This window comes from Nocardioides sp. IC4_145, from assembly GCF_011250565.1.
In the GTDB taxonomy this organism is placed as follows: Bacteria; Actinomycetota; Actinomycetes; order Propionibacteriales; family Nocardioidaceae; genus Nocardioides.
On record NZ_JAANMS010000007.1, the window covers coordinates 83064 to 98052 of the forward strand.

Below are 14989 nucleotides of genomic sequence, written 5' to 3' on the forward strand. Positions count from 1 at the left end.
GCATGACGACCCCCAGCCCCGCTCCGAGCTCCCCGTCGCGCCGGGCGTACGACGACGCCGCCACGCTCTCCGAGATGCGCGACGACTGCCTCGCGGTGGGCCGCAACCTGCCCCTGGACCGGGTGCGCCGCGCGGCCACCTCGCCGGTCCCCAGCCTGCACTTCGACGAGTTCCCCCGCGAGGTCCCCAAGCGCGACATCCGCGTCGACGAGGCCGCCCAGCGGCTCGCCAACGCGCTGCACCTGCACCTGGACTGAGCGGGGCCGCGCCAGCGGACCCGCCGATGGTGGTCGAGCAAGCCGCGCGCGACCGAGGAACGAGGTCGCGACCGGCGTGTCGAGACCCGGTGAGAGTCGCAGGGCGGCACCACGGTCGGGCGGTCCGCGTCCCGAGGCCGCAGTCGGCTCACGGGGTTTCGACACGCTCAGGCCTTGGCGGCCTTCGCTGCTCAACCAGCGGGAGGCGGCCTTCGCTGCTCGACCAGCGGTTCGCGCCGACACGCAGAACGGCCCCCGAGGACAGTGTCCTGCGGGGGCCGTTGCGGTGCCTGGTGCGTCAGTGGAAGGAGTCTCCACACGCGCAGGAGCCGGTGGCGTTCGGGTTGTCGATCGTGAAGCCCTGCTTCTCGATGCTGTCGACGAAGTCGATCATCGCGCCGTTGAGGTAGGGGACGCTCATCCGGTCGACGACGACGGTGACGCCGTCGAAGTCGGTGGTGACGTCGCCGTCGAGGGTGCGCTCGTCGAAGAAGAGCTGGTAGCGCAGGCCCGAGCAGCCACCGGGCTGCACGGAGATGCGCAGCGCGAGGTCGTCGCGGCCCTCCTGCTCGAGGAGGCTCTTCACCTTCGACGCCGCGACCGGGCTCAGGTTGATCTGGTCGGTGCGGCGCTCAGTGGGGGTGTCCACCTGCTCGGTCATGTCAATGCTCCCAGGGATAGCGGGGACGGTGCTGCTCAGTCGAACTCCTCAATCGTCGCACACCCACGGTTATTCCCGGGACCACGTCCGGGCGACCCGGGCGGCGAGGTCGGCGAGCGACCCGGCCGGGTCGGCGAAGGCCCGCTCCTCCCCCACGAGGTCCACGAGGGAGTACGCCGACTCCACGCCGAGGGCGCGCATCTCGCGCGCGCCGACGAGCACCTGACCGGCCAGCGCCACGCACGGCCGCAACGCCTCGGCGGCGGTCGCGGCGACGCCGTAGGGCACCTTGCCCGAGCGGCTGGAGAAGTCGAAGGCGCCCTCGCCGGTGAGGACCAGGTCGGCGGCCCGCGCGCGCCGAGCCAGGCCGACGGCCTCGGCGACCAGCTCGATCCCGGGCTCGCGCCGCGCGCCGAGCGTCAGCAGCGCGAAGCCGAGCCCGCCGGCGGCCCCCGCGCCCTTCTCCAGCGACGTGCGCCGGTCGACGGCGGTCGCGAGCTCCTCGAGCAGTCCGTCGAGCGCCGGCAGCCGCTCCTCCGGCACGCCCTTCTGCGGACCGAACGTCTTGGTCGCGCCGAACAGCCCGGTCAGCGGGTTGTCGACGTCGGTGGCCGCCACCAGCCGGACCGGCACGGTCGGCAGGTCCACCCGGGTGATCCCGGCGAGGCCGGCCGCGCCGGCGTCGAGCGGCCGGTCGGCGGTCGCGCCCAGGGCGGCCAGCAGCCCGGCTCCCCCGTCGTTGGTGCCGCTGCCGCCGAGGCCGACCACGACCTCCTCGGCGCCGGCCGCGACCGCCGCGGCGACGAGCTCGCCGACGCCGTACGTCGTCGCCTCCTCGGCTCGCTCCGCGCCCGTGAGGTGGATGCCGCACGCCTGCGCGCTCTCGACGTACGCCGTCGGGCCGGCGACCAGCAGCGTCGCCGGCACCGGCTCGCCGAACGGCCCACGCACCGTCACCGCGAGCAGCTCGCCGCCGAGCGCGGCGTGCAGCACGTCGACGAACCCGGGCCCGCCGTCGGCCATCGGGCACAGGTCGAGCTCGTCGAGCGGCGCCTGCCGCCGCCAGCCGGCCGCGACCGCGTCGGCGGCCTCGACCGCGGTGAGCGTGCCCGCGAACTTGTCCGGGGCCACGAGGATGCGCATGCGCCCATCCTGGCCGACCTAGGGTCGGCGGCGTGGAGGACCTGATCATCCGGCCGATGACCGAGGACGACGCCGAGGCGGCGGAGCAGGTCAGCGGCGCGGCGTTCCTGGAGGTGGACCGGCGGGTCCGGCGGGCGGCCGACCCCGAGCCGAGCCCCCGCACGCCCGTCCACGCCGCCACGTGGGCGGAGCGGACGCGCCACCTGGTCCGCACCGATCCCGAGGGCTGCTGGGTGGCCGAGGACCGCACCGGCGTCGTCGGCATCGCGACCTCGCTGCGCCGCGAGACCCTGTGGTGCCTGGCGACGTACGCCGTCTCGCCGGACCGCCAGGGGCAGGGCATCGGGCGGCCGCTCCTCGCGGCGGCGATGCACCACGGGCGGGCGTGCCTACGCGGCATGCTCTCCTCCTCCACGGACCCGCGGGCGGTGCGGACCTACCACCGGGCCGGCTTCGAGCTGCACCCGCAGATGCACCTGACCGGCACGGTCGACCGCAACGCGATCCCGGTCGTGGAGAAGGTCCGCGACGGCTCCGCCGGCGACGTCGACCTCATGGACTCCCTCGACCGGCTGGCACGCGGGGCCGGCCACGGTCCCGACCACGAGCTGATGCTGCGCACCTGGCGGCTGCTGGTCTCCGACACCTCGACCGGGCGGGGCTACGTGTACGTCGACGAGCGCGGCCGCCCCGGGCTGCTGGCCGCCTCCGACCGGCGGACCGCGACCCGGCTGCTGTGGGCCGCGCTGGCCCAGTCGCCGGGCGAGGTCACGGTCCCGCACGTGACCGCGGCGAACCAGTGGGCGATCGACGTCGGTCTGGCCGCCGGGCTCGAGCTGCACCAGGAGGGCTACCTCGCCCTGCGTGGCATGAGGCCCCCGGCGCCGTACGTCCACTCGGGTGCGCTCCTGTGAGCGCTGACACCTCGCGCGAATAGGATTCGGCCCATGACGACCGTCGACCTCCCCCTCCTCCCCCTCGGCCGTGGCGTGGACCGCACCTCCGAGCGGGGCGTCGAGTGCCCGGGCGACCTGCCCGCGCCCTCCGACCCGGATCTGGTGGCGCGCGCCCGCGCCGCGAAGGAGGCGCTCGGCGACCGGGTGTTCGTGCTCGGCCACCACTACCAGCGCGACGAGGTCATCGCCTTCGCCGACGTCACGGGCGACTCCTTCAAGCTCGCCCGCGACGCGGCGGCCCGCCCGGAGGCGGAGTTCGTCGTCTTCTGCGGCGTCCACTTCATGGCCGAGTCCGCCGACATCCTCACCGGCCCGGACCAGAAGGTGATCCTGCCCGACCTCGCCGCCGGCTGCTCGATGGCCGACATGGCGCGCCTCGCCCAGGTGGAGGACGCCTGGGACGCGCTGGCCGACGCCGGCGTCGTCGACTCGGTCGTCCCGGTGACGTACATGAACTCCAGCGCCGACATCAAGGCCTTTTGCGGCCGCAACGGCGGCGTGGTGTGCACCTCCAGCAACGCCGAGGTCGCGCTGGGCTGGGCCTTCGACCAGAAGCCGGACGCGAAGATCCTCTTCCTGCCCGACCAGCACCTCGGTCGCAACACGGCCGTGCAGAAGATGGGGCTCACCCTCGACGACTGCGTCGTGTGGAACCCGCTGCGACCGAACGGCGGGCTGACCCCCGAGCAGCTGCGCGACGCGAGGATGATCCTGTGGAAGGGCCACTGCTCGGTCCACGGCCGCTTCTCCCCCGCCGTCGTCGACGAGCTGCGCGCGACCATCCCCGGCATCAACATCCTGGTCCACCCCGAGTGCCAGCACGAGGTCGTGCTCAAGGCCGACCTGGTCGGGTCGACGGAGTTCATCATCAAGACGATCGAAGCGGCCCCGGCCGGCTCGAGCTGGGCGATCGGCACCGAGCTCAACCTGGTCAAGCGGCTCGCGAACGCCCACCCGGACAAGAACATCGTCTTCCTCGACAAGACGGTCTGCTACTGCTCGACGATGAACCGGATCGACCTGCCGCACTTCGTCTGGGCGATGGAGTCCCTCGTCGCCGGCACGGTCCCCAACCAGATCACCGTGGACCCCGAGACCGAGAAGTGGGCCCTCGTCGCCCTCGAGCGGATGCTCGCCCTCCCCGCCCGCTAGCTGTCCGGCCGGGCGAGGAGGCTGCGCCGGCAACCGTCCCGAGACCTCCGCCCGCTCAGCCGGCGGCAGGGAGCTCGAACCACGCGGTGGTGCCGCCGTACGGCGACTCGTCGAGGCCGATCCGGCCGCCGTGGGCCTCGACGATGCGGCGGCAGGTGGTCAGGCCGATGCCGGAGCCCTCGACCGACTCGTCGACGCGGGCCAGGGGCTGGAAGACGCGGCTGCGCTGCTCGGCAGGGACCCCGATGCCACGGTCGACGACCTCGATCCGCCACTTGCCGGCGCGCTGGTGCGCGCAGACGGTGATGTGCGCCTTCTCGCCCGGCCGGGCGAACTTCGCGGCGTTCGCGACGAGGTTCTGCAGCACCGCCCGCAGCTGCACGGGGTCGCCGGTGACCACCGGCAGCGGGTCGACGACCAGCGTCGCGCCCTCGAGCGCGGTGGTGAGGTCCTCGGCCACCTCGCGCATGGTGGCGTCGAGGTCGACCGGGCGTCGCTGCAGCTCGCCGCCGAGCCGGGCGAAGGCGAGTAGGTCGTCGATGAGGGACTGCATCCGGCCGGCGCCGCTGATGGCGCGGGCGAGGAGGTACTGCAGCCCGGGCTCGCGCTCCTCCTCACCGTCGGCGATCTCGTCGGAGAGCATCCGCAGCGCCATCGTGACCGCGGTGAGCGGGTTGCGCAGGTCGTGGCTGACCTGGCCGGCGAAGGCGCCCAGCTGCTCGTTGGAGCGGCGCAGCTCGGTCTGGACCTCCTCGAGCCGCTGCACCGAGGCGCTGAGCTCACGGGTGCGCAGCTCGAGCTCGAGCAGGTCGACGACCCGGTCGGCCAGCGCCTTCAGCGCGTGCTCCTGGTCGTCGGTGATGGTCCGCGGCTCGGTGTCGAAGACGCAGAGCGTGCCGATCACGACGCCCGCGGGGGTGCGCAGCTGGTGAGTCGCGTAGAACCGCACCTCCCCGATCTCGCCGGTCACGAAGGGGTTGTCGGCGAAGCGCGGGTCCTTGCTGGCGTCCTCGAGGATCACCGGCGCCGGCTCGTGCAGCACCGCGTTGCACATCGAGTCCTCGCGGGTGCAGACCGCGGCGTCGAAACCCGCGGTCGCGATCTGGTGCTGGTGGGTGTCGGTGATCAGGTTGATCGTCGCGAGCGGCACTTGCGCGACCTGCGCTGCGATCTCGACGAGCGCGACCAGGTCGCTGCGGGGTGGCCGCGTGATGACCTGGTACTCGCCGATCTGGGCGACGCGGACCTCGTCGGTCTCGTGGGTGGCGGTCACCGCGCGGCTCTCCTTCGTGGGGGTGGGGGGTCGTACGGCGCTGCTCCCGGACCGGCCGTCGCCGGGACAACGACCGACCACCGGCCGAGGTGACGTCGTGTGCCGTGTCTCGCCGGTCACGGGCTGCTCACAACCCCGGAGCGCCCCAGATCGCCAACCAGCGCGACATCTCCCGCTCGACGGGCAGCTCGGCGGCCAGCACGTCGCGCACCTGGATCTCCAGCAGGTTGTCGCGCTGCTGCGCGCCGCCGGGCTGGGGCGCGAACGGGTAGAACGTGCCCTGCTTGTAGAGGTAGACCAGCCCGACGCGGCGCCCGGTCGGGTCGGCGAAGGGCACGAGCGAGCACAGCAGCGCCGGCCCGAACCCCTCGGCCTCGAGGCCGGTGTTGACCGCGTGCAGGTCCGTGCAGAGTCCGCTCGTGTCGCTCGCGTCACGGTGGACCTGGAGCCAGGTGAAGCCGAAGGAGTCGCTGCTGACCTCGACCTCGGGCGCGTCGGCGGCGTCCCGCAGCAGCTCGAGCACGTCGCCCTGGGTCTGGGAGAACCCGGCCCCGGCGGCGGCGCGGTAGCAGACCGAGCCGTCGCCGGTCGGCGTCAGGCCGAGCGTGGTCTGGAGCGTGATCGCGGCGCTCGGCACGAGGAACAGCGCGTCGAGGTTGGCCTGCTTCGGCTTGGAGCGACCGAGGATCGAGTCGAGGAACCCCATCAGGCGCCCGGCCGGCCGAGCTCGGCCTGGATCCGCGCGAGCTGCTCGAGGCGCTGCTCCAGGGACGGGTGGGTCGAGGTCAGCGTGCGCAGCGAGACGCCCTTGATCGCCGGGGCGATGAAGAAGGCGTTCATCGACTTCGAGGCGCGCAGGTCGCGGTCCGGGATGGCGTTCATCTCGCCGGTGATCTTCTGCAGCGCGGAGGCGAGCGCCTGCGGCTGCATGGTCAGGTAGGCACCGGCCCGGTCGGCCGCCAGCTCGCGGTAGCGCGAGAGCACCTTGAGCAGCACGAAGCTGATCGCGTAGGTGATCAGGCTGACCAGCATCACGACCAGCCACAGCGGCAGCGCGTTGTTGTTGTCGCGCCGGTTGCCACCGAGGAACGCGCCGTACCGCGAGCCCGAGGCGAGCATGCCCGCCACGATGCCGGCGGAGGACGCCACCGTCATCACCAGCACGTCGCGGTGCGCGACGTGGGAGAGCTCGTGGGCCAGGACGCCCTCGAGCTCCTCGGCGGTGAGGGTCCCGAGGATGCCGGTGGTCACGCAGACCACCGAGCGGTCCGGCGAGCGGCCGGTGGCGAACGCGTTCGGGATCGCCATGTCGGCGACGCCCACGCGCGGCTTGGGCATGTCGGCGAGGGCGCAGAGCCGGTCGATCATGCCGTGCAGCTCGGGCGCCTCCTCCGGGGTCACCTCGCGGGCCCGCATCGCGCGCATCGCGACCTTGTCGGAGGACCACCACTGGTACCAGACGACGCCGAGGCCGCCGATCCCGATGAGCACCGCCAGCCCGGGTCCGCCGTACTGGGCGAAGATGCCCATCAGGGCGCCGATGAGTGCGACGAAGAGCGCCCCCAGCAGGAACATGACCAGCGTCATCCGCGTGGTCAGCCCGCGGTCCGGGACGAACCGAGTGCGTGCCATCAGCCGGGGATCAGCCCGTCGTCGCCGAGCATGGCCCGCACCTCGTCGATCGTGGCGTCCGCGGGCGGCAGGATCATGTCGGACTCGTCCAGCGCGTCGGCGGGGTGCGCGGTGCCGACCTCACGGACCCCGTCGAGCAGCGCGGCCAGCGCGGTCGCGAAGCCGGCCTCGTCGGAGGATTCGACCGCCGCCTCGACGGCCGCGTCGAGCTCGTTGAGCCGGTCCAGGGCGCTCTCGGGGACGTCGAGCTGGCCCTCGCCGAGGATGCGGACGATCATCGGGTCCCCTCGCTGCCGGGCTCGGCGGTCTTCTCCGGCTCGGCGGCGAGGATGTCGCCGCCCTCGAGCGCCTGCGGCTGCGACGGCGCGGAGAGCCCCTTGAGCTTGGCGAGCTCGGCCTCGACGTCGGACTGCGAGCTCATCGCCTCGAGCTCGCGGCTGATGTCGTCGCCACGGTTCAGCGAGCTGGCGTCGTCGAGCGCACCGGAGGCGATGAGCTCGTCGATGGCGCCGGCGCGGGCCTGCATGTTCGCGGTCTTGTCCTCGGCGCGCTGGATCGCCAGGCCGACGTCACCCATCTCCTCGCCGATGCCCGACATCGCCTCGCCGATGCGGGTCTGCGCCTCGGCGGCGGTGTACGTCGCCTTGATCGTCTCCTTGCGGGTGCGGAAGGACTCCACCTTCGCCTGGAGCCGCTGCTGGGCGAGGGTCAGCTTCTCCTCCTCGCCCTGGAGCTGGGCGTGCTGCGTCTTGAGGTCGTTGATCTGGCCGGAGAGCGCGGACTTGCGGGTCAGCGCCTCGCGGGCGAGGTCCTCGCGGCCCATGTCGAGGGCCTTCTGCGCCTGGCCCTGCAGCTTCGCGGCCTGCTGCTCGAGCTGGTTGACCTGGAGCTCGACCCGCTTGCGGCTGGTGGCGACGTCGGCCACGCCGCGGCGGACCTTGGACAGCAGGTCGAGCTGGCGCTGGTAGCTGTAGTCCAGGGTCTCGCGGGGGTCCTCGGCGCGGTCGAGGGCGGTGTTGGCCTTCGAGCGGAAGATCATGCTCAGGCGCTTCATCAAGCTCATCGGGTACGGCCTTTCGGGGACGACCTGCAGTGTGTCCCTCACCCTACGGCTCGACGGCAACCGCCCGCGAGGCCAGGCGGGGCGCCGGTAGGCTGGGTCCGCCCGTCCGTCGTACGCAAAGGCCCCCGTGTCCCCCGTGTTCCGTCGCAGCAAGCCCGAGACCGTCGTCTCCCCCGAGCCCGTGCCGACCAAGGTCGGCGGCAAGGGCCGTCCCACGCCCACCCGCAAGGAGGCGGAGGCTGCCGCGCGTGCCCGGGCGAAGGTCCCGCGCACCCGCAGGGAGATGGCCCGTGCCCAGCGCAAGGCGCGGGCCGAGTCCAGCCAGCAGGTGCGCGCGGCGATGAAGGCCGGCGACGAGCGCTACTACCTCCCGCGCGACCGCGGCCCGGTGCGGCGCTTCGTCCGCGACTTCGTCGACACCCGGTTCTCGATCATCGAGCTGATGATCCCGCTGCTCATCGTGACGATGGTCCTCGGCTACTCGGGCAACCAGCGTCTCGCCGGCATCGGCAACTCGATCCTCTTCGGCACGGTGCTGCTCGTCGTGCTCGACATGGTGTTCCTGCGGTTCCGGCTGCGCCGCGAGCTCGCGCGCCGCTTCCCCGACGAGAGCACGAAGGGCACGACGTATTACGCCGTGACCCGCGCGATGCAGATGAAGTTCATGCGGCTGCCCAAGGCCCAGGTGAAGATCGGCCAGGAGCTCCCCGAGCAGTACCGATGAGCCCCCGATGAGCGCCCGGTGAGCGCCCGGTGACCAGCCGGTGAGCTGGCTCGGGCTGGTCGCCGGCCTGGCCGGGGCGGTGCTGTTCGGCCTCGGCGCGGTCGCCCAGGCCTCCGGCGTACGCCGCCGGGCACAACGCCCCGACGACCTGCTCGACTTCGTCCGGTTCGCCGTGCGCGACCCGTGGACGATGGGGGTCGTGGCGGCGTACCTCGCCGGCTTCGTGCTGCACGCGGTGGCGATCTGGCTGCTGCCGCTCTACCTCGCGCAGGCCGTCACCGCGATGTCGTTCCCCGTGACCGCGGTGGCCTCGACGCTGGTCGGCGAGCGGCTGGGCCCCGCCGGCTGGGGTGCCGTGACGGTGGTGACCGCCGGCCTGGTGCTGCTCGGCGTCGGCTCGGGCGAGCCCGGCGGCCTGGTCACCTCCGGGGCCTTCGTCGCCCTGGTCTGGGCCGGTGTCGCAGCGCTGGCCCTGCTGGCGCTGGTCGGCCGCCGGCTCGGTCGTGGCGCACTGGCCGGCGGTGTCCTGGGCACCCTGGCCGGGCTGGGGTACGCCGGGTCCGCGGTCGCGGTGCGCGGCATCGGCACCCCGCTCGACCTCGCGGTGGTCGCGGCGGCGCTGGCCGTGCCGGCGTACAGCCTGGTCGCGTTCTGGCTCTACAGCCTGGGCCTGCACTCCGACGAGGTGTCGGCCACGACCGCGCCGATGATCGTGGGCCAGACGTTCGTGCCGGCGCTCGTCGGCGTGCTGCTGCTCGGCGACGGTGTCCGCGACGGCTGGGGCGCGGCGGTCGCGGCCGGGCTGGTGCTGGCGACGGCGGGGGCCGCGTGGCTCGCGGCGCCCCGCCGTCGTGCGGAGCAGGACGGGCGGCCCGGGATCAGGACGGCCGGCGCGGCGGCGACTGCGTCTTCGCCGGGTCCCGCTCGACGACCGGGTCCAGGACCTCGTCGATCGCCTTGAGGACGGCGTCGTCGAGGGACACCCCGGCGGCCTTGACGTTCTCCGTGACCTGCTCGGGCCGGCTGGCGCCGATGATCGCGGAGGAGACGTTGTCGTTCTGGAGCACCCAGGCGATCGCGAGCTGCGACATCGACAGCCCGGCGTCGTCGGCGATCGGGCGCAGCTGCTGGACGCGGGTGAGCACGTCGTCCTGCATCCAGCGGCCGATCATGTCGGCGCCGCCCTTGGTGTCGGTCGCGCGGGACCCCTCCGGCGGGGCCTGGCCGGGCTGGTACTTCCCGGTCAGGACGCCCTGCGCGATCGGCGACCAGACGATCTGGCCGATGCCGAGCTCCTCGCAGGTGGGGACGACCTCCGCCTCGATGACGCGCCAGAGCATGGAGTACTGCGGCTGGCTGGAGACCAGCGGGATCCGCAGCTCGCGGGCCAGCGCGTGGGCGGCGCGGATCTCCTCGGCACGCCACTCGGAGACGCCGATGTAGAGAGCCTTGCCCGAGCGGACGACGTCGGCGAAGGCCTCCATCGTCTCCTCGAGCGGGGTCTCGTAGTCGTAGCGGTGGGCCTGGTAGAGGTCGACGTAGTCGGTGCCGAGCCGCTTCAGCGAGCCGTCGATCGACTCCATGATGTGCTTGCGGGACAGGCCGTGGTCGTTGTGCTTGCCGGGGCCGGTGGGCCAGTAGACCTTGGTGAAGATCTCCAGGCCCTCCCGCCGCTCGCCGGCCAGCGCCTTGCCGAGGACCGTCTCGGCCGCGGTGTTGGCGTAGACGTCGGCGGTGTCGAAGGTGGTGATGCCCTCGTCGAGGGCCTGCCGCACGCAGGCGAGCGCGGCGTCCTCCTCGACCTGGGAGCCGTGGGTGAGCCAGTTGCCGTACGAGATGGCCGAGATCTTCAGGCCGCTCGCTCCGAGGTTGCGAATCTCCATGGCGCGAAGGTACCCACCGCGCCGCCGGACGACCGGGTCACCCGTCGAAGTCCAGCACCACCCGGTCCGAGGTCGGGTGCGCCTGGCAGGTGAGCACGTGCCCGGCGGCGACCTCCTCGGGCTCGAGCGCCCAGTCGGCGTCCATCGCGACGGTGCCCTCGACCAGCCGGGCCCGGCAGGTCCCGCACACTCCCCCGCGGCAGGCCCACGGCAGGTCGCCGCGGACCGCGAGCGCCGCCTCGAGCACCGGCGGGCCGTCGGGGCGCAGGTCGAGCTGGGTGCTGCGCCCGTCCCGTCGTACGACGACGCGTGCCGCGCCCGCGACGGCCGGCGCGGCGACGGGTGCCCGCGGTGGCGCGTCGGCGTGGAACAGCTCGGCGTGCACCCGACCCGGCAGCACCGCCCGCAGGTCGGCGACCAGCGGCTGGGGCCCGCACACGAACCACTCCTCGACGTCGTGCAGCCCGAACGCGTCGACCAGTCGCCTCGTCCGGTCGGCGTCGAGCCGGCCGGTGAGCAGCTCGACGTCCTGCTCCTCCCGGGTCAGCACGTGGAGCACCTGGAGCCGGTCGGGGAAGCGGTCCTTGAGGTCGTGCACCTCGTCGAGGAACATCACCGACCGCTGGGTCCGGTCGACCCGCACCAGCGTCACCCGCGAGCGCGGCTCCCCCTCGAGCAGCGCGGCGACGATCGGCAGCACCGGCGTGATGCCGGAGCCGGCCGCGACCGCGCCGTACCACCGCTGCGCGGCCGGGTCCGGCGTGACCGTGAAGCGCCCGGTCGGCGTCATCACCTCCAGCCGGTCGCCCGGCCTGAGGCTCCGGACGACGCCGTCGCTGAACACACCGCCGGGCAGCCGCTTGACCCCGATGCGCAGCAGGTCTGGCCCTGGGGGCGTGCAGAGCGAGTAGGAGCGGCGCTCGGCGTCGCCGGGCGTGCGGACCGAGACGTGCTGGCCCGGGGTCGCGGCGTAGGCGCCGGCCAGGTCGGGCGGCACCCGGAGGCTGATCGCGACGGCCTCGTCGGTCAGCTCCTCGACCTCGGCGACCTCGAGTGCGTGGAAGGGCACTCGCGCCTCAGATCGGCTTGACGTGGTCGAACGGCTCGCGACACGACCGGCACACCCGCAGCGCCTTGCAGGCGGTCGACCCGAACCGGTTCGCCTCGCGGGTGTCCGGGCTGCCGCACCGCGGGCAGCGCACGGCGATCTCGACGTCGACGGGTCCCGTCGTGCCGGGCGCGGCGGTGCGCACGGGTGCCGGCGGCGCGATGCCGTGCGCCTCCAGCCGGGACCGGCCCTGCTCGGTGATCCAGTCGGTCGTCCACGCCGGCCACAGCACCAGCTCGACGTCGACCCGGCGGAAGCCGGCACAGGTGAGGCGCTCGACGAGGTCGGCCCGGATCGTCTCCACCGCCGGGCAGCCGGAGTAGGTCGGCGTGATCTGCACGTGCACGCAGCCGGTGTCGTTCTCGGTGACGTCGCGGAGGATGCCGAGGTCGCCGATGGTCACCACCGGCAGCTCGGGGTCGGGCACGGCCGCCGCGATCTCCCACGCGCTGCGCGCGCGGACCGGGCTCGGGCGCAGGGTCAGGTCGTTCACCAGGCCGCTCCCGGGTGGGCTCGGGCCACCTGCTGCATCTCGGCGAGCAGGGCGGCCAGGTGCTCGGTGTGGCGACCCGCGCGGCCGCCGGTGGGCGGGTCGGCGGGCAGCCCGGGGACGACGAGGGTTGCCTCGTCGAGGACCGGCCGGACGCGCCCGAGGACCGCGTCGCGGAGCGCGGCCGGGTCGACCGCCGCGGCCGGGTCGGGCTCAAGCAGCTCCGGCAGGTAGGGCCACTCCGCGTCGAGCGCGGCCTGGGCCCGCTCGTGGGAGAGCTCGGTGCCGTCACCGAGCCGCAGCACCCACTGCGCGGCGTGGTCGAGGTGGTAGGCCACCTCCTTGACCGCCTTCGCCGCGACGCCCCGTGCCGGGCCCTCGCGCGCCGCCAGCACGGCGTACACCTCGGACTGCCAGGCGGCCAGGAGCAGCATCCGGACGACGCACACCGCGAAGTCGGCCTGCGGCCGCTCGACGAGGAGGACGTTGCGGAAGTCGGGGGCGTCGCGGAGGTAAGCCAGGTCGTCCTCGGTGCGGCCCAGGCCCTCGAGGTCGGTGACGACCGCGTAGAGCCCGCGGGCCTGCCCGAGCTGGTCGAGGCCGATGTTGGCGAGCGCGACGTCCTCCTCGAGCTCCGGGGCGCGGCTGACCCACCAGCCGAGCCGCTGGGCGGTCACGAGCGCGTCGTCGGCGAGCCCGACGAGAAGCTCTGTCGTCCCGCCTGCGACAGCGGGGCCCTCGCCGCGTTGTTCGCCGGAGCAGCGCAGCGGGGGAGGTGAAGAACGCGGTGGGGTGCTCACAGGTGGTCGACCCCCTCGGGTACGGAGTAGTGCGTGGGGTGGCGGTAGTCCTTGTCGGCGGCCGGCTCGAAGAACGCGCCCTGCAGGTCCGGGGTCGAGGCGACGACCGCGGTCGCAGGCACCACCCACAACGAGACGCCCTCCTGGCGGCGCGTGTAGACGTCGCGGGCGTTGCGCAGCGCCATCTCGGCGTCCGGGGCGTGCAGCGAGCCGACGTGCACGTGCGCCATCCCGCGCCGGGCGCGCACGAAGACCTCCCACAGCGGCCACTCCGCGCGCGTGGTCATGCCGCCGGCTCCCGGGTCGGGGTGCGGGCGGCCCGCTTGGCGGCGTACGCCGCGGCGGCCTCGCGCACCCACGCGCCGTCCTCGTGGGCCCGGACGCGGTGCGCGAGCCGCTGGGCGTTGCACGGGCCCCGGCCGGCGACGACCTCGGCCAGCTCGGCGAAGTCCGGCGTCCCGAAGTCCCAGTGGCCGCGCTCCTCGTTCCACCGCAGCTCGGGGTCGGGCAGCGTCAGGCCGAGCGCCTCGGCCTGCGGCACGGCGATGTCGACGAACCGCTGGCGCAGCTCGTCGTTGGTGAACCGCTTGATGCCCCACGCCATCGACTGCACGGTGTTGGGCGAGTCGGCGTCCGGCGGGCCGAACATCATCAGCGAGGGCCACCAGAACCGGTCGACGGCGTCCTGCGCCATCGCCTTCTGCGCGGGCGTGCCGTGGCTGAGCGTGTGCAGGATCTCGAAGCCCTGCCGCTGGTGGAACGACTCCTCCTTGCAGATCCGCACCATCGCGCGGGCGTACGGCCCGTAGGAGCACCGGCACAGCGGGACCTGGTTGACGATCGCGGCGCCGTCGACGAGCCAGCCGATGGCGCCGACGTCGGCCCAGGTGAGCGTCGGGTAGTTGAAGATCGAGGAGTACTTCTGCCGGCCGGTGTGCAGCGCGTCGAGGAGCTCCTCGCGCGGCGTCCCCAGCGTCTCGGCGGCGGCGTACAGGTAGAGGCCGTGGCCCGCCTCGTCCTGCACCTTGGCCATGAGGATCGCCTTGCGCCGCAGGCTGGGCGCGCGTGCGATCCACTCCCCCTCGGGCTGCATGCCGATGATCTCGGAGTGCGCGTGCTGGGCGATCTGCCGCACCAGGGTGCGCCGGTAGCCGTCCGGCATCGGGTCGCGCGGCTCCACGGTCGCGCTGCGGTCGGTGGCCGGCTCCATGCCGGCACGCTAGCACCGATGTGTGACAGGTCACAGCACCTCGACGTCCGCGGTGTCACACGACGGGCGGGCTGCGAGGATGCGCGCATGAGCACGGCCGACGTCAGCGTCCGGGTCGCGTGGGCGGACGACGCCGCGGCGATCGCGGCGCTGCAGCTGCGCACCTGGCCCGAGACGTACGCGGCCGTGCTGCCGCCCAACGCGTTCCCCTCCGGCCCGGAGGCGGTCGAGCAGGCGGCCGCGGCCTGGCACGCCTCGCTCACCCGGCCGGCCGATGCCCGCCACCGGGCGCTCGTCGCGCTCGAGCACAACCGGGTCGTCGGCTTCGCGGTGACCGGCCCCGCGGGCGACCCGGACTGCGATCCCGTCGCGGACGCCGAGCTGGCCGAGCTGACCGTCGACCCGGCCGAGCGGGGCCGCGGCCACGGGTCCCGGCTGCTCCAGGCGGCGGTCGACACCATGCGCGCGGACCGGTTCGGCCGGGCCGTGCTGTGGTCGGTCGCCTCCGACGACCGGCTGCGGGCGTTCCTGACCTCGGCGGGGTGGGCGGCCGACGGCGCGCACCGCGAGCTGGACCTCGACGGCGACGGCACGACCACGGTCAAGCAGGTCCGCCTGCACACCCGGCTCGACTGAG

General features: G+C 73.7%; 19 protein-coding genes. 6 read left to right on the top strand and 13 right to left on the bottom strand.

All coding sequences use genetic code 11. The features are described 5' to 3' along the window. Positions 1–2 precede the first annotated feature (2 nt). Positions 3–257, top strand: coding sequence for a hypothetical protein (locus G6553_RS05430; protein ID WP_166189871.1), 255 nt, complete (start codon positions 3–5; stop codon positions 255–257). Positions 258–555: 298 nt separating this feature from the next. Here the strand turns inward: G6553_RS05430 and erpA are convergent, their stop codons facing one another. Next, entirely contained in the window at positions 556–918 is a 363-nt protein-coding gene (gene erpA / locus G6553_RS05435) for an iron-sulfur cluster insertion protein ErpA (protein WP_166189873.1), read from the bottom strand. Positions 919–987: 69 nt separating this feature from the next. Next, positions 988–2061, bottom strand: coding sequence for a glycerate kinase (locus G6553_RS05440; protein ID WP_166189875.1), 1074 nt, complete (start codon positions 2059–2061; stop codon positions 988–990). Positions 2062–2093: 32 nt separating this feature from the next. Here G6553_RS05440 and G6553_RS05445 point away from each other — a divergent pair, with 32 nt between their 5' ends. Beyond that, positions 2094–2975: a GNAT family N-acetyltransferase gene (locus G6553_RS05445; protein ID WP_347565518.1), complete on the top strand. Its 882-nt coding sequence runs from the start codon at positions 2094–2096 to the stop codon at positions 2973–2975. Between the two features lie 33 nt (positions 2976–3008). After that, positions 3009–4169: a quinolinate synthase NadA gene (nadA, locus tag G6553_RS05450; protein WP_166189877.1), complete on the top strand. Its 1161-nt coding sequence runs from the start codon at positions 3009–3011 to the stop codon at positions 4167–4169. A gap of 55 nt (positions 4170–4224) precedes the next feature. Here nadA and G6553_RS05455 read toward each other — a convergent pair whose 3' ends face one another. The 5 genes from G6553_RS05455 to G6553_RS05475 all read right to left on the bottom strand — a co-directional run bounded on the left by G6553_RS05455 (position 4225) and on the right by G6553_RS05475 (position 8137). After that, on the bottom strand, positions 4225–5442 hold the full coding sequence (locus G6553_RS05455; RefSeq protein WP_207619382.1) for a GAF domain-containing sensor histidine kinase: 1218 nt from the start codon (positions 5440–5442) through the stop codon (positions 4225–4227). 127 nt (positions 5443–5569) lie between these two features. Further along, a complete protein-coding gene (locus G6553_RS05460) occupies positions 5570–6148 on the bottom strand; it encodes a hypothetical protein (RefSeq protein WP_166189878.1) in 579 nt (192 codons plus the stop codon). Then, positions 6148–7074, bottom strand: a complete 927-nt coding sequence (htpX, locus tag G6553_RS05465) for a zinc metalloprotease HtpX (RefSeq protein WP_166189880.1) — start codon at positions 7072–7074, stop codon at positions 6148–6150. Before htpX ends, G6553_RS05460 begins: the two co-directional genes overlap by 1 nt. Next, entirely contained in the window at positions 7074–7352 is a 279-nt protein-coding gene (locus G6553_RS05470) for a hypothetical protein (protein WP_166189882.1), read from the bottom strand. The genes htpX and G6553_RS05470 overlap by 1 nt, the downstream gene beginning before the upstream one ends. Next, the gene (locus G6553_RS05475) at positions 7349–8137 is read right to left on the bottom strand and encodes a PspA/IM30 family protein (RefSeq protein WP_207619383.1); all 789 of its coding nucleotides are present in this window, start codon (positions 8135–8137) and stop codon (positions 7349–7351) included. Before G6553_RS05475 ends, G6553_RS05470 begins: the two co-directional genes overlap by 4 nt. 127 nt (positions 8138–8264) lie before the next feature. On the opposite strand from G6553_RS05475, the gene G6553_RS05480 reads away from it, so the two are divergent. Further along, positions 8265–8861 carry a DUF3043 domain-containing protein gene (locus G6553_RS05480; RefSeq protein ID WP_347565519.1) on the top strand — a complete coding sequence of 199 codons (597 nt, stop codon included), beginning with the start codon at positions 8265–8267 and terminating at the stop codon, positions 8859–8861. Between the two features lie 40 nt (positions 8862–8901). Next, on the top strand, positions 8902–9822 hold the full coding sequence (locus G6553_RS05485; protein WP_166189884.1) for a hypothetical protein: 921 nt from the start codon (positions 8902–8904) through the stop codon (positions 9820–9822). Here the strand turns inward: G6553_RS05485 and G6553_RS05490 are convergent. From G6553_RS05490 to paaA, 6 genes are all read right to left on the bottom strand, one after another. After that, positions 9740–10744 (bottom strand): aldo/keto reductase family protein, encoded by a 1005-nt coding sequence (locus G6553_RS05490; protein ID WP_166189886.1) that lies wholly within the window; start codon positions 10742–10744, stop codon positions 9740–9742. The genes G6553_RS05485 and G6553_RS05490 overlap by 83 nt on opposite strands. A 37-nt stretch (positions 10745–10781) precedes the next feature. Continuing rightward, entirely contained in the window at positions 10782–11813 is a 1032-nt protein-coding gene (locus G6553_RS05495; protein WP_166189888.1) for a 2Fe-2S iron-sulfur cluster-binding protein, read from the bottom strand. A 7-nt stretch (positions 11814–11820) separates the two neighbouring features. After that, the gene (gene paaD / locus G6553_RS05500; RefSeq protein WP_347565520.1) at positions 11821–12345 is read right to left on the bottom strand and encodes a 1,2-phenylacetyl-CoA epoxidase subunit PaaD; all 525 of its coding nucleotides are present in this window, start codon (positions 12343–12345) and stop codon (positions 11821–11823) included. Beyond that, complete coding sequence (gene paaC / locus G6553_RS05505; protein WP_347565521.1) at positions 12342–13019, bottom strand: 1,2-phenylacetyl-CoA epoxidase subunit PaaC; 678 nt, start codon at positions 13017–13019, stop codon at positions 12342–12344. Before paaC ends, paaD begins: the two co-directional genes overlap by 4 nt. Before the next feature lie 119 nt (positions 13020–13138). Then, positions 13139–13429 (bottom strand): 1,2-phenylacetyl-CoA epoxidase subunit PaaB, encoded by a 291-nt coding sequence (gene paaB, locus G6553_RS05510; protein WP_166189890.1) that lies wholly within the window; start codon positions 13427–13429, stop codon positions 13139–13141. Then, positions 13426–14352, bottom strand: coding sequence for a 1,2-phenylacetyl-CoA epoxidase subunit PaaA (paaA, locus tag G6553_RS05515; protein WP_166189892.1), 927 nt, complete (start codon positions 14350–14352; stop codon positions 13426–13428). Before paaA ends, paaB begins: the two co-directional genes overlap by 4 nt. Positions 14353–14439: 87 nt before the next feature. On the opposite strand from paaA, the gene G6553_RS05520 reads away from it, so the two are divergent. After that, positions 14440–14988 (top strand): GNAT family N-acetyltransferase, encoded by a 549-nt coding sequence (locus tag G6553_RS05520; RefSeq protein ID WP_166189894.1) that lies wholly within the window; start codon positions 14440–14442, stop codon positions 14986–14988. Position 14989: the final 1 nt, after the last annotated feature.

Coding starts and splice junctions, on each gene's coding strand:
- G6553_RS05430 (WP_166189871.1), top strand. CDS start 3: ATGACGACCCCCAGCCCCGCTCCGAGCTCCCCGTCGCGCCGGGCGTAC.
- erpA (WP_166189873.1), bottom strand. CDS start 918: ATGACCGAGCAGGTGGACACCCCCACTGAGCGCCGCACCGACCAGATC.
- G6553_RS05440 (WP_166189875.1), bottom strand. CDS start 2,061: ATGCGCATCCTCGTGGCCCCGGACAAGTTCGCGGGCACGCTCACCGCG.
- nadA (WP_166189877.1), top strand. CDS start 3,009: ATGACGACCGTCGACCTCCCCCTCCTCCCCCTCGGCCGTGGCGTGGAC.
- G6553_RS05460 (WP_166189878.1), bottom strand. CDS start 6,148: ATGGGGTTCCTCGACTCGATCCTCGGTCGCTCCAAGCCGAAGCAGGCC.
- htpX (WP_166189880.1), bottom strand. CDS start 7,074: ATGGCACGCACTCGGTTCGTCCCGGACCGCGGGCTGACCACGCGGATG.
- G6553_RS05470 (WP_166189882.1), bottom strand. CDS start 7,352: ATGATCGTCCGCATCCTCGGCGAGGGCCAGCTCGACGTCCCCGAGAGC.
- G6553_RS05475 (WP_207619383.1), bottom strand. CDS start 8,137: ATGAGCTTGATGAAGCGCCTGAGCATGATCTTCCGCTCGAAGGCCAAC.
- G6553_RS05490 (WP_166189886.1), bottom strand. CDS start 10,744: ATGGAGATTCGCAACCTCGGAGCGAGCGGCCTGAAGATCTCGGCCATC.
- paaB (WP_166189890.1), bottom strand. CDS start 13,429: ATGACCACGCGCGCGGAGTGGCCGCTGTGGGAGGTCTTCGTGCGCGCC.
- paaA (WP_166189892.1), bottom strand. CDS start 14,352: ATGGAGCCGGCCACCGACCGCAGCGCGACCGTGGAGCCGCGCGACCCG.
- G6553_RS05520 (WP_166189894.1), top strand. CDS start 14,440: ATGAGCACGGCCGACGTCAGCGTCCGGGTCGCGTGGGCGGACGACGCC.